The organism is Pantoea sp. BJFS-204, assembly GCF_049310725.1.
Taxonomy (GTDB): domain Bacteria; phylum Pseudomonadota; class Gammaproteobacteria; order Enterobacterales; family Enterobacteriaceae; genus Pantoea; species Pantoea agglomerans.
The window spans coordinates 946,158-959,346 of sequence record NZ_JBMOWE010000001.1 but is presented as its reverse complement, the minus strand read 5'-3'; the positions used below and the strand labels follow the sequence as shown (position 1 = coordinate 959,346).

8 protein-coding genes are annotated in these 13,189 nt (G+C 56.6%); 5 read left to right on the top strand and 3 right to left on the bottom strand.

Features of this window, described 5'->3' with window-relative positions:
- Positions 1–106 precede the first annotated feature (106 nt).
- Positions 107–1,693, bottom strand: a complete 1,587-nt coding sequence (locus ACO6VX_RS04335) for a PTS transporter subunit EIIC (RefSeq protein ID WP_022625584.1) — start codon at positions 1,691–1,693, stop codon at positions 107–109.
- 261 nt (positions 1,694–1,954) lie between these two features.
- On the opposite strand from ACO6VX_RS04335, the gene ACO6VX_RS04330 reads away from it, so the two are divergent.
- The 5 genes from ACO6VX_RS04330 (at position 1,955) to pdeR (ending at position 11,004) form a co-directional block, all read left to right on the top strand.
- Entirely contained in the window at positions 1,955–4,258 is a 2,304-nt protein-coding gene (locus ACO6VX_RS04330) for an FdhF/YdeP family oxidoreductase (RefSeq protein ID WP_033757827.1), read from the top strand.
- A gap of 112 nt (positions 4,259–4,370) precedes the next feature.
- Positions 4,371–6,305, top strand: a complete 1,935-nt coding sequence (locus tag ACO6VX_RS04325) for an exoribonuclease II (RefSeq protein WP_010244527.1) — start codon at positions 4,371–4,373, stop codon at positions 6,303–6,305.
- 201 nt (positions 6,306–6,506) lie between these two features.
- Complete coding sequence (locus ACO6VX_RS04320) at positions 6,507–8,576, top strand: carbon starvation CstA family protein (RefSeq protein WP_010244523.1); 2,070 nt, start codon at positions 6,507–6,509, stop codon at positions 8,574–8,576.
- Positions 8,569–8,859, top strand: a complete 291-nt coding sequence (locus tag ACO6VX_RS04315; protein WP_010244521.1) for a YbdD/YjiX family protein — start codon at positions 8,569–8,571, stop codon at positions 8,857–8,859. The genes ACO6VX_RS04320 and ACO6VX_RS04315 overlap by 8 nt, the downstream gene beginning before the upstream one ends.
- A 159-nt stretch (positions 8,860–9,018) precedes the next feature.
- Positions 9,019–11,004, top strand: coding sequence for a cyclic di-GMP phosphodiesterase (pdeR, locus tag ACO6VX_RS04310; protein ID WP_010244518.1), 1,986 nt, complete (start codon positions 9,019–9,021; stop codon positions 11,002–11,004).
- Between the two features lie 12 nt (positions 11,005–11,016).
- On the opposite strand, the gene ACO6VX_RS04305 is transcribed toward pdeR, so the two are convergent.
- Positions 11,017–11,883: a crotonase/enoyl-CoA hydratase family protein gene (locus ACO6VX_RS04305; protein WP_003853843.1), complete on the bottom strand. Its 867-nt coding sequence runs from the start codon at positions 11,881–11,883 to the stop codon at positions 11,017–11,019.
- A 144-nt stretch (positions 11,884–12,027) separates the two neighbouring features.
- Positions 12,028–13,011, bottom strand: a complete 984-nt coding sequence (kdgT, locus tag ACO6VX_RS04300) for a 2-keto-3-deoxygluconate transporter (RefSeq protein ID WP_010244511.1) — start codon at positions 13,009–13,011, stop codon at positions 12,028–12,030.
- Positions 13,012–13,189: the final 178 nt, after the last annotated feature.

Sequence of the window (13,189 nt, the reverse complement as noted above, 5' to 3'; positions counted from 1 at the left end):
TTACAATAAGCGGGACGGCAGCGGGCGGAGCGCTCCGGCGAACAGGGGCTAACCGCCCACGAGTGTCGGCGGTTAGCGTTGTGACGAAGAGTGAAACAGGCTGCCGTTAAGCGACGCCCAGCGCCATTTTTACCTCGTTGGCGATCTTCTCGACCTGCGGGCCGTAGATCACCTGAATGTCGTGCTCGCTGACGCGATTGACCCCATTGGCACCGGTGCTCATCAGCGTCTGATCGACCACCTGATTCATCTCCCTGACCCGTACGCGCAGCCGGGTAAAGCAGCAATCGACATCCTCGATATTGGCCTGCCCGCCCAGCCCGCTGATAATCACCTGAGTCCGTTCATCCGCGGCGACCTGTTGCGGTTTCTCATCCTCCGATTCACGGCCCGGCGTTTCAACATTCATCCGGGTGATCACCAGCCGGAAAGCGTAGTAGTAGATTGGCGCATAGATCACGCCCAGCGCCAGCGTCCACCACCAGTGGGTTTTTGCCCCGCCCAGCATGCCGAACACCACCAGGTCGATAACACCGCCCTGCACGTTGCCAATCATCAGATGCAGCATCGACATCAGCATAAACGACAGGCCGGTCAGGAAAGCGTGCAGCAGATAGAGCACCGGAGAGACAAAGATAAAGCAGAACTCCAGCGGTTCGGTGATGCCGGTGGTGAAGGAGGTCAGCGCCCCCGCCATGACCAGTGCTTTGACCCGCTGTTTATGCTCGGGTCGGGCGGTGTGATAGATCGCCAGCGCCGCGGCGGGCAGGCCGAACATCATCACCGGAATCTTGCCCTGCGCCAGAAACTGCGTGGCGGTGCGCAGCGTCTCATCGGGGATCGATCCCGGATGAGTCAGCGACGCGTTGAAGATGTTCAGTGCGCCAACCACGGTCTGACCATCGACCACCGCCATGCCGCCAATAGGCGTGAAACGCACGGTTTCGTTAAGGATGTGATGCAGGCCGGTGGGGATCAGGATGCGCTCAAAGGCCCCCAGCAGAAAAGCGCCATACTGCCCGCTTTTGCCAATCATCTGTCCAATCCAGGCGATACCGTCGCCAATGGTCGGCCAGATCAGCGCCAGCAAGACCCCAATCAGTGGCAGACAGACCACGGTCACAATCGGCACAAAACGCCGTCCGCCAAAGAAGCTGATCGCGGTAGGCAATTGCTGGGTATAAAAGCGATTGTGCAGCGCCACCGTTACCAGTCCGGCAATCACCCCGCCCAGTACGCTCATGTTGTAGGTAAAGACGCCCAGCATGTTGATATATTCCGCCGAGGTCATCATGGCGGAGGTCTGATCCATCCCCGCCTGCTGCAGGGCTGCAGGTGTGGTGGTGGCGGCGGTGATCCCCTTGGCCGCCAGCGTCGCGCTGATACCAACGTTCATCACGATATAGCCAATCACCGCGGCAAAGGCGGCGGTAGGTTTTTCCGCTTTCGCCAGTCCGATGGCACTCGCTACCGCAAAGAAGACCGGCAGATTAGCGAATAGCGCTCCGGCAACCTTGCGAATAAAGCCGATAATTAACTGCGGCACCTGCATCTGCGCAAAGGCATCGCCGGTGACCGCCGGGTTCTGCATGGCCGCCGCCAGCCCAAGGAAGATACCTGCGGCAGCGATGACCGAGATTGGCATCATCAACGCTTTGCCAAATGCATGAATCTGGCTGGTCAGCTGTTTCATGGAGTCGCGCCCTCTCTGATTGTGAACAGCAAGTATTAGCCTGTTGTCGGGAGAACTCCCGTTATCAGCAGGTTAAAGGCGGGTAAAATCTGACCAGCATCACATTTCTGGCTTATGCACGATAAACGCCAGCTATCGCACCATTAAGTCAATCAATTAGACAAGGTATGAGGATAGCTGCAGACTTCCTTTCACCATCAGGATATAACCTGATAACAAACACCAAACAATAATTCCTACTATAAAAAGCCTGCACTCAATATGAAATTTAAACGCCAAATCAAACCCTATCGCGCGGCAGCGGGCGGCTGGGGTTCACTGGAAGCCACCACGCGTTTCGTTCTTGACAGCAAAGCGGCCCTGAAAAATATGCGCAACCTGATGCGCATGAACAAAGCACGCGGTTTTGACTGTCCAGGCTGCGCCTGGGGTGATGACAATAAAAGTACCTTCAGCTTCTGCGAGAATGGCGCCAAAGCGGTGACCTGGGAAGCGACACGCCGGATGGTCGACACCGACTTTTTCGCCAAACACAGCGTAACCACGCTCTATACCCAGAGTGACTACTTCCTGGAGTATCAGGGACGTCTGACCCATCCGCTGCGCTACAACGCGGAAACCGATCACTACGAGCCCATCAGCTGGGATGATGCGTTTGCGCTGATCGCGCAGCACATCAAGGCGATGGATCATCCGGATCAGATGGAGCTCTACACCTCCGGTCGCGCCAGCAATGAAGCCTCCTGGCTCTATCAGCTGTTTGGTCGCCTGATGGGGACCAATAACTTCCCTGACTGCTCCAATATGTGCCACGAAGCCAGCGGCACCGGCCTGAAGCGCAGCATTGGCGTCGGTAAAGGCACCATTCGTCTGGATGATTTCGACCACGCAGATGCCATTTTTGTCTTCGGTCAGAATCCCGGCACTAACCATCCGCGTATGCTGCACAGCCTGCGTCACGCTGCCGATCACGGTGCGAAAATCGTCACCTTTAATACCCTGCGTGAACGCGGTCTGGAACGTTTTGCCGATCCGCAGAAACCGCTGGAAGTGGTGACCTCGAAAGCGGGCAACATCAGCTCCTCCTATTATCAGCCGAACCTGGGCGGTGATATGGCAGCAGTGCGCGGCATGGTGAAATCCCTGCTGGAAACCCACCGCGCGCGTCTGGCGGCTGGTGAAAGCGGCCTGTTCGATCAGACCTTTATCAATGCTAAAACCAACGGCATTGAGGCGTATCTCGACGCCGTGGATAACACCAGCTGGATGCAGATTGTGGCGCAGTCGGGCCTGACGCAGGCGCAGATCCGTGAAGCCGCGGCGATCTACCAGAGCGCTGACCGGGTGATCTGTACCTGGGCGATGGGCATCACCCAGCACAAACACTCTGTCGACACGGTGCGCGAGATCACCAACCTGCAGTTGCTGTTTGGCCAGCTGGGTAAAAAAGGCGCAGGCCTCTGCCCGGTTCGTGGTCACAGTAATGTGCAGGGCAACCGCACCATGGGCATCGATGAGAAACCGGCGAAAGCCTTCCTGGATGCGCTGGGGAATCATTTCAATTTCGAGCCCCCGCGTGCGGCAGGCCACAACACCGTGGAAGCGCTGAACGCCATGCTGCGTGATGAAGTGAAAGTGCTGATCGCACTGGGTGGCAACCTGGCAGCCGCTGCACCCGACTCACCGCGCACCGAAGAGGCGATGTCACGCTGTGGTCTGACCGTGCATATCAGCACCAAACTGAACCGCAGCCATCTGGTGCCGGGTCACGATGGGCTGATTCTGCCGACGCTGGGCCGCACCGAGCGCGACCTGCAGGCCACCGGCAATCAGTTTATTACCGTGGAAGACTCTTTCAGCATGGTGCACGCCTCTGAAGGGATCGGTATTCCGCTGGCGGAAACACAGCGTTCTGAGACCTGGATTGTTGCCGGTATCGCCGAGGCGGTGCTGGGTGATGAAAAAGTGAAATGGCGCGAGCTGGCGGGTGATTACAACCTGATCCGTGAGCACATTGCCGCGACAATCCCGGGCTTTGCCGACTTTAACGCCAAATGCGATATCCCGGGCGGTTTCTATCTGGGCAACGCAGCAGCCGAGTTGCGCTTCAATACCCCGAGCCAGAAAGCGGAATTTAACGCCTCAGCGCTGCCGACCTCACTGTTCCCGAATCTTGATCAGGACGTGCCTTTTACCCTGCAGACACTGCGTTCGCACGACCAGTACAACACTACCATTTACGGCCTCGATGACCGTTACCGTGGCGTGTTTGGTCAGCGTGAAGTGGTGTTCATCAACCCGGACGATATGGCAGACCTGGGCTTTACCGAAGGCCAGAATGTCGATATCGAAACGCTGTGGAATGATGGCATTACCCGTCGCGTCAGCGGATTCAAACTGGTTCCCTACAATATTCCGCGCGGTAACCTGGCGGCCTATTATCCGGAAACCAACCCGCTGGTGCCGCTGAACAGCTTTGGTGATGACAGTGGTACACCGACCTCTAAATCGGTGCCGGTGAAGCTGGAACTCTCTGAGGCACTGGCCGATCAGCGCATCGCCTGACAGCCCTTTCACTCCCCCCTAAAAAGCCGGCTCGTCCGGCTTTTTGCCTTGCCGCGCGACGTCGATTCGCGTAAAACTGTCAGCCGCAATCAGCCAACGAAACGTAAAAATTATGTTCCAGGATAACCCGCTGCTCGCGCAGCTGAAAGAGAAGCTCCATTCGCAAACGCCTCGTGCTGAAGGCGTCGTAAAAGGCACTGAAAAAGGCTTCGGCTTTCTGGAAGTCGATGCGCAAAAAAGCTACTTCATTCCGCCACCGCAGATGAAGAAAGTGATGCACGGCGATCGCATCACCGCCGTGATCCACAGCGATAAAGATCGCGAAAGCGCTGAGCCGGAAACCCTGGTTGAGCCGTTCCTGAGCCGCTTTGTTGGCCGGGTTCAGAAGAAAGACGATCGCCTGTCGATTGTGCCGGATCATCCCCTGCTGAAGGATGCGATCCAGTGTCGCCCTGCGCGCGATGTCAGCCATGAGTTTGAAAATGGTGACTGGGCCGTGGCGGAGATGCGTCGCCATCCGCTGAAAGGCGATCGCGGCTTTTATGCCGAACTCACCGATTTTATTGTCAAAGCTGATGACCATCTGGCGCCGTGGTGGGTGACGCTGTCGCGTCATAACCTTGAGCGTGAAGCGCCCGATGTCAGTTTTGGCGAGATGCTGGATGAAAATCTGACGCGTGAAGATCTGACCGCGCTGGATTTCGTTACCATCGACAGCGCCAGCACCCAGGATATGGATGATGCGCTCTTTGTGGAAGCCCTGGACGATGGCGCCCTGCGTCTGACCATCGCTATCGCCGACCCTACCGCCTATGTGCCGGAAGGCAGTCAGCTCGATAAGCTGGCGGCGCAGCGTGCGTTTACCAACTACCTGCCGGGCTTTAACATCCCGATGCTGCCTCGCGAACTCTCTGATGATGTCTGCTCGCTGCGTCCGAATGTGCGCCGTCCGGCCCTGGCCTGCCGCGTAACCGTGGCAGCCGATGGCAGTTTAGGTGATGACGTTGAGTTCTTTGCCGCCTGGATCGAATCCAAAGCCAAGCTGGCGTATGACGACGTCTCTGACTGGCTGGAAAACAGCGGCGCATGGCAGCCGGAAAGTGAGGCGATTGCTGAACAGATTCGCCTGCTGCATCGCCTCTGCCTGGCGCGCAGCGAGTGGCGTCAGACTCACGCGCTGGTGTTTAAAGATCGCCCGGATTACCGCTTCCTGCTGGGTGAAAAAGGTGAAGTGCTGGAGATTGTGGCTGAACCGCGCCGCATCGCTAACCGCATTGTCGAAGAGTCTATGATTCTGGCCAACGTCTGCGCGGCGAAAGTGCTGCGTGACCGTCTCGGTTTTGGTATCTACAACGTCCATGCCGGTTTCGATGCCACCAATGCTGAACAGGCCGCGGCCGTGCTGGCCAACCATGGTATTACCGTGGATGCGCAGGCGATCACTACGCTGGAAGGCTTCCGCGTGCTGCGTCGTGAGCTTGATGCCCAGCCGACCCAGTTCCTCGACAGCCGGATCCGTCGCTTCCAGACCTTCGCTGAGATCAGCACCGAGCCTGGCCCGCACTTTGGCCTGGGACTTGAGGCTTACGCCACATGGACCTCACCGATTCGTAAGTTCGGCGACATGGTCAACCATCGTCTGCTGAAAGCGATTATTCGCGGTGAGCAGATCGCTCGTCCGGATGATGCGCTGACGGTGACGATGAGTGAGCGCCGCCGCCTGAACCGCATGGCGGAACGTGATGTTGGCGACTGGCTCTACGCCCGTTATCTGGCGCCGTTTGCAGCAACCGACCGTCGCTTCAGCGCCGAGATTATCGATGTGTCACGTGGTGGCATGCGTGTTCGCCTGCTGGAGTTTGGCGCGGTCGCCTTTATCCCGGCGCCGTTCATTCACGCGGTGCGTGATGAGCTGGTCTGCAGCCAGGAAAATGGCAGCGTTCAGATCAAAGGCGAAGTGGTTTACCGTGTGACCGATGTGATTGATGTCACCATCGCCGAAGTCCGCATGGAAACCCGCAGCGTCGTGGCGCGTCCCGCCGTCTGAGTAGTGACGTACTGAGCAGTCAATCGGGCGGGATAACTCCGGTTATCCCGTCTGTTTCCACCCCGCCCGCATTGCAAAAAAGTTAAATTTGTACCCCGCTTCACACTTCTCCACTGATTAACTTTCACTTACATTCCATTACATTAAGTTTGACTCGTTGTTTTCGATCGCTTTCCTCTCGGTCCTCACAAGGAGTTAGTCATGAAAAACGTCAAAACCAGTGCGATCTGGTTAGTGGTGGCGTTAATCGGCGCGGGCGCTTTCGCCATGCTGGCCCTCAGCCGCGGCGAACACGTCAACGCAGTCTGGCTGGTGATAGCCGCTGTCGCCTGTTACAGCATCGCTTATCGCTTCTACAGCCTGTTTATCGCCCGCAATATTTTCGAACTGGACGACCGCCGGATGACGCCTGCCGAGCGGCTGAGCGACGGGCTCGATTATGTCCCGACCAATAAATGGGTGCTGTTTGGTCACCACTTTGCGGCTATTGCCGGTGCCGGCCCGCTGGTGGGTCCGATTCTGGCGGCGCAGATGGGCTTTCTGCCTGGCACCATCTGGATCCTGGTCGGGGTGATGCTGGCGGGTGCGGTACAGGATTTCCTGATCCTGTTTATCTCAACCCGTCGTGATGGCCGTTCACTGGGCGAGATGGCGCGGCAGGAGCTGGGTGCGTTTGCCGGTGTGGTGACCATGCTCGGCGCGCTGGGCGTCATGATCATTATCCTGTCGGCGCTGGCGCTGGTGGTGGTCAAGGCGCTGGCGAACAGTCCGTGGGGACTGTTTACCATCGCGGCCACCATTCCGATTGCGCTGTTTATGGGCGTCTACATGCGCTTTATCCGGCCCGGTAAAATCGCCGAAGTTTCACTGATTGGCTTTGTGCTGATGATGGCGGCGATTATCTATGGTGGTGACGTAGCCCAGCATCCTTACTGGGGGCCCTTCTTTACCCTGAAAGGCACCTCACTGACCTGGGTGCTGGTGATCTACGGCTTTATTGCCTCCGTGCTGCCGGTCTGGCTGCTGCTGGCTCCGCGTGACTACCTTTCGACCTTTCTTAAAATCGGCGTGATTGTCGGGCTGGCGGTGGGGATTGTTTTTGCAATGCCAGAGATGAAAATGCCGGCGGTCACCAAATTTATCGACGGCACCGGCCCGGTCTTCTCCGGCGCGATGTTCCCGTTCCTGTTTATTACTATTGCCTGCGGCGCCATCTCCGGCTTCCATGCGCTGGTCTCCAGCGGCACCACGCCAAAACTGGTGGAGCGGGAAAGTCATATCCGCTTTATTGGCTATGGCGCGATGCTGATGGAATCCTTTGTTGCGATCATGGCGCTGATTTGTGCCTCGGTGCTCGATCCGGGCGTCTACTTTGCCATGAACTCCCCGGCTGCGCTGATTGGTACCACCGTTGAAAGCGCCTCTCAGGTGATCAACGGCTGGGGCTTTGTCGTCACGCCGGAAATGCTGAGCGGCATCGCCCGTGACGTGGGTGAAGGCTCGATCCTGTCCCGCGCAGGCGGCGCGCCAACCTTCGCGGTGGGAATGGCCCACATCATTACCGAGATCTTTAACAGCCGGGCGATGATGGCGTTCTGGTATCACTTCGCCATTCTGTTTGAAGCGCTGTTCATTCTGACGGCGGTCGATGCCGGTACCCGCGCCTGCCGCTTTATGGTGCAGGATCTGGCAGGCACCGTGGTGCCTTCTATGGCGAATAACCGCTCCTGGCTGGGCAATATGGCCGGCACGACCGTGGCGGTCGCGGGCTGGGGCTTCTTTGTCTATCAGGGCGTGGTCGATCCGCTCGGCGGCATTAACACTCTGTGGCCGCTGTTTGGTATCGGCAATCAGATGCTGGCGTCCATGGCGCTGATCCTCGGCACCGTGGTGCTGTTCAAAATGAAAAAGCAGCGTTACGCCTGGGTGACTATCCTGCCAACCGTCTGGCTGTTTATCACCTCGATGACTGCCGGCTGGCAGAAAATCTTCCATGAAAAACCGTCGATTGGCTTCCTGGCGCAGGCGAATAAGTTCCGCAAAGGGCTGGATGAAGGCGTGATCATCGCCCCGGCAAAAAGCGTGGCGGATATGCAGACCATCGTCTTCAGCAATCAGATTAACGCGGCCCTGTGTGCCTTCTTTATGCTGGTGGCGGTCACGATGCTCATCTCTGCGTTCTTTGTCATTCGCCGGGCGCTGCGCAGCGATCTTCCTACTACGCATGAGTCCGTTGTGACGCTGCGCAACAAGGAGGTGCGTCATGTCTGATGCTATTCATCAGTCCCAGCGTCCGCAGGGAGAGTGGCAGATTATCCGCTGCCAGCCTGCCGCCGCCCCACAGCCACAGACATTCAGCTGGCGGGGATTCTGGCGCGGCCTGCAACAGTGTTTTCGCTTAATGGTCGGGGTGCAGGATTATCAAAAATATCTGCAGCATATGCGACTCCATCATCCCGATCAGCCGCCGATGAATGAGCGCGATTTCCACCGTTACTGTCTGGATGCCCGCTTCCCCAGCCAGGCGGGTAAACTGGGCAAATGCCCCTGCTGACCGGACTAAACAGCCCCGCACCGTCGGGGCTTTTTTGTGCCATTCTTATCTGGATGGGAAAATATATTCGGTTTGCATCTTGTGCTGGCGTCAGATGATGAATACTGTTGCTAAAATAATGAGATAACGCCTGCAGAGCACTTCCCGGAGGAAGTTTCCATGACCGATGAACAAGGGCAAACGTTGTTGTACACCCTTTTCGGTACAACCAGCCCTCATTGGCGTCTGACCGCGGACAGCGATGCGTTGCATTTTGCCGAAGATGAGTCGTCACAAACTAATATCGCCCTGCCGTTGACCCCCGGCCAGGCAGCCATGATACGCGCGATGCCGGTCATCACCTCAAGCATCAATCTGACCATGACGCTGCAGGGCATTGATGTTCCGATGCATTTTGTCGGACGCAAAGTGAACCAGGCGACCTGGGCAGGAACCGCTTCTGCCTGGGGCGATACCTCAGCGGTCGCCCGCGACTTAACCCTGGGTCTTTCATTCGCCGAACAGGTGGTTTCTGAAGCCAACTCGGTGATTGTGATCCTCGATCAGCGCGGCAATATTCAGCGTTTTAACCGTCTTAGTGAAGAATACACCGGTCTGAATGAGCATGAGGTTATCGGCCGTAACGTCTTTCAGCTCTTTATGACCAAACAGGAGGCCTCTCAGTCACGACGCAACATTGCGGGCTTCTTCCGTGACGGTAACTCCTATGAGGTGGAGCGCTGGGTTAAAACCAAAAAAGGTCAGCGACTGTTTCTGTTTCGTAATAAGTTTGTTCACAGCGGCAGTGGCAAAAATGAAATTTTCCTCATCTGTTCTGGCACCGACATAACCGAGGAGCGACGCGCCCAGGAACGCCTGCGGGTGCTGGCAAACACCGATACGGTGACCGGTTTGCCTAATCGCAACGCAATTCATCAACAGATTAGCCTGGCGCTGGAGCGATCTGAGCGCGATGAGACCGGCGTGGTCTATCTCGATCTCGATAATTTCAAAAAAGTGAACGACGCCTACGGTCATATGTTCGGCGATCAGTTACTGCAGGCGGTCTCATTGGCGATTCTTAGCTGTCTGGGTAAAGACCAGACTCTGGGCCGGCTGGGTGGCGATGAGTTTGTGGTGCTGGCTGAGCACACCAGCCAGGCTGCGCTGGAGGCGATGTCCTCCCGCATTCTTGAGCGCCTGCGTCAGCCTTTCCGTATCGGACTGATCGAAGTGTACAGCGGCTGCTCTATCGGGATCGCTTTCGCGCCGCTGCATGGTGAAGATCGCGAGAGCCTTATTCGCAATGCTGACACCGCGATGTATCACGCCAAAGAGAACGGTCGTGGCAAGTTCTGTGTCTTCGCGGCAGAGATGAACCAGCGGGTCTTTGAATACCTGTGGCTGGACACCAATCTGCGTAAGGCGCTGGAGCTGGATCACCTGCTGGTGCATTACCAGCCGAAAATTGACAGTGATGGTGAAGTCCGCAGCGCCGAAGCGCTGGTACGCTGGAACTCACCCGAGCGCGGCCTGGTCTCCCCTGCTGATTTCATTCCCTATGCCGAAGAGTCGGGACTGATTGTGCCGCTGGGACGCTGGGTCATGCTCAATGTGCTGAAACAGATTATCGTCTGGCGCCAGCAGGGCATTTTTCTGCGCGTCGCCGTCAACGTGTCGGCACGTCAGCTGATTGATCAAAGCATCTATACTGACCTGAAACAGGCACTGCATGAGGCGAATATCACCGACTGTCCTATCGATATTGAGCTCACAGAAAGCTGCCTGATTGAGAATGAAGCTGAAGCCCTGCGGCTGATGAAGCAGTTTCAGGAGCTGGGCGCACAGGTTCATCTGGATGACTTCGGCACGGGTTACTCATCGCTTTCTCAGCTCGCACGAGTGCCGATCAATGCCATCAAGCTCGACCAAAGCTTTATCCGCGATATTAATAAACAGCCCGTCTCACAATCGCTGGTACGAGCTATCGTCGCCGTCGCCAAGGCGCTCGATTTGCAGGTGATTGCAGAGGGTATTGAGACCCCGGATGAAGAGAAGTTTGTCCTTAACAGTGGTGTTGATGGGCGTCAGGGCTACTACTACGCAAAACCAATGCCCGCGGAACAGTTTGGGCATTGGCTGGCTAAGCATCCTGCCCGCGTTTAACGCTAATTCAGATTAACCCGCTTTACGCAGTGATGCGCTGTGGCGGTTTTGTAACTGAACCAGGCGTTCCATGTAAGCAATGTCTTTAGGTTCGATGGTAAAGGCGTAATCGACCCAATCTTCGGTAATATCCATCAGCTCAGCGCGTGACAATTGCAGCACGCGCTGACGCGCTTTCAGCATTGCCCGCACGCCGTTGAGTTTAGGACGTAACGTATCGATAAAGGTGCGGGTGGCGCGGTAGCTGTCGCCAGGCTGGAAGACTTTATCCACCAGTCCGCGCGTTTCATACCACTCTGCGCTGTGGGACTCCCCTTCACAAATTAACTCCTCTGCCAGTTTCATGCCGGAACGACGCGCGACCAGTGAGTAGCCGCCCATGCCGGGAAAGAGGTTAAAAGCAATTTCCGGAAAGCCCATCCGCGCGTTGTTCTGCGCCAGAATGAAGTGATGCGCCAGCGCCGCTTCGAATCCGCCGCCTAACGCACTGCCCTCAATCATCGCCAGCGTCACCGCGCCGGTATCAAATCCCCGTGCTGCCGAATGGATGCAGTCAACGCAGGCACGGGCATAGGCCCGCAGCGCCTCACGGCGGTTATTGCGAATGCACTCGACAAAGAAGCGCAGATCGCCACCGGCGTTGAACATCTGTGGCACCAGAGAGCCGGTAACCCAGAAGTCGATCGGCAGACCGGAACGCTGAGCGGCGTAGCTCAGATTCATGATCTCCTCGATCAGTTCATGGTTGAAGCTCGGACGGGGCTGTGCACGCAACATCATCCACATAGTACGACGCCCTTCTTCGTAATAGGCGACTAACTGCGTGGTGTTGCCGACTTCGGTAAATAATCTGCACGTTGCTTGGTTAATAACTGTCATTGTCTCATCCTCTGTTTATATTTGATGCGTTAAATACGCCACATCAGCGTAATGCAGAGTGAGGCCAGACCAAATGAGAGATTGATTTACAACACAAAATCCAGAGAGATCCCCGACTCGCGCGTCGGGGATTGATTAGGCGGGTTACTTAATAGCGGCACGCTGCTCCACGGCAACATGAAGACGCTTAACACGTTTTGAATATATGGCCGTGATGATCGGCACCAGCACGGAGGTCACAATCACGGACGTTGCCACCAGCGCCGTGGCAGCAGGGGCAATCGGTTTAAACTGCGGCAGCATCTCGGCAATCAGCACCGGTGTCGCCACCGCTGCGCCTGCCGTACTGGATGCAGCTATGCCAGCCGTGCCATCCCCGCCCCCAATCAGCCGATCGGTCAGAATGAGTGGGATACCGGTAATAATGATCACCGACACGCCCAGCATGATGCCCAGCAGTCCGGTTTCCGCAATGACACCCAGGTTAATGGTGTTACCCAGAGCAAAGGCGAAGAAAGGAATCAGCGTATGGACCGCTTTTCCGAAGAAGTCGCGCAGTTCCGGATCAAGATTCCCTAATGCAAACCCCACAATAAACGGCAGGACCGCCCCCACAAACACGTGCGGCTCGAATGAGGCGATGCCGGCGGTGCCCAGGATAACCATGGTCATTAATGGCCCGGACTCCAGAGACATCAGCACAAACGCACCTGCCTCCTCTTTGGAACCATATTGCTGCATGATCGAGGCATAAAGGCCGCCATTGGTCATATCCATGGCAGCCACCAGCGCCAGCGTCGATAACCCGGCAAACATCCCTACTTCTACGCCATTCTCCGGCATCACCCGTGAGGCGATGGCAGCCACAACCCAGGCGACGGCAATCTTGGTAAGTACCAGCGTGCCCGATTTTCGCAGTACCGTCCCGGTGGCGCTGAGTTTAATCGACGCGCCCATACAGAAAAACCAGACGGCCAGAATGGGCACCGTGCCGGTCATCAGGCCGTTGGTGAAAGAACCGAAATATTTCCCGGCGCCTGGAGAAAACGTATGACAGAGTGCGCCGATAAAGAGCGGAATGAGCATCATACCGCCCGGAATTTTGTCTATTGCACGTTTGATATGCATATGGATGTCACCTTTGCTATGCCAGAGGGTGGAGCAGGAAGTGCCCGAAGGCGATGCAAGCAAAGTAGTGACTTGAGGTAATCAAAACAGTGATCGCCTCGATAAAATGAAACGCTGTTTTATTTTTAATGACCTGTTGTTTTGATAACTATGGTGGAGATCGCCATACCAGTCTCAG

Bases quoted from the DNA above. Each gene is read 5' to 3' on its own strand.
- ACO6VX_RS04335 (WP_022625584.1), bottom strand. From the start codon at position 1,693: ATGAAACAGCTGACCAGCCAGATTCATGCATTTGGCAAAGCGTTGATG.
- ACO6VX_RS04330 (WP_033757827.1), top strand. From the start codon at position 1,955: ATGAAATTTAAACGCCAAATCAAACCCTATCGCGCGGCAGCGGGCGGC.
- ACO6VX_RS04325 (WP_010244527.1), top strand. From the start codon at position 4,371: ATGTTCCAGGATAACCCGCTGCTCGCGCAGCTGAAAGAGAAGCTCCAT.
- ACO6VX_RS04320 (WP_010244523.1), top strand. From the start codon at position 6,507: ATGAAAAACGTCAAAACCAGTGCGATCTGGTTAGTGGTGGCGTTAATC.
- ACO6VX_RS04315 (WP_010244521.1), top strand. From the start codon at position 8,569: ATGTCTGATGCTATTCATCAGTCCCAGCGTCCGCAGGGAGAGTGGCAG.
- pdeR (WP_010244518.1), top strand. From the start codon at position 9,019: ATGACCGATGAACAAGGGCAAACGTTGTTGTACACCCTTTTCGGTACA.
- ACO6VX_RS04305 (WP_003853843.1), bottom strand. From the start codon at position 11,883: ATGACAGTTATTAACCAAGCAACGTGCAGATTATTTACCGAAGTCGGC.
- kdgT (WP_010244511.1), bottom strand. From the start codon at position 13,011: ATGCATATCAAACGTGCAATAGACAAAATTCCGGGCGGTATGATGCTC.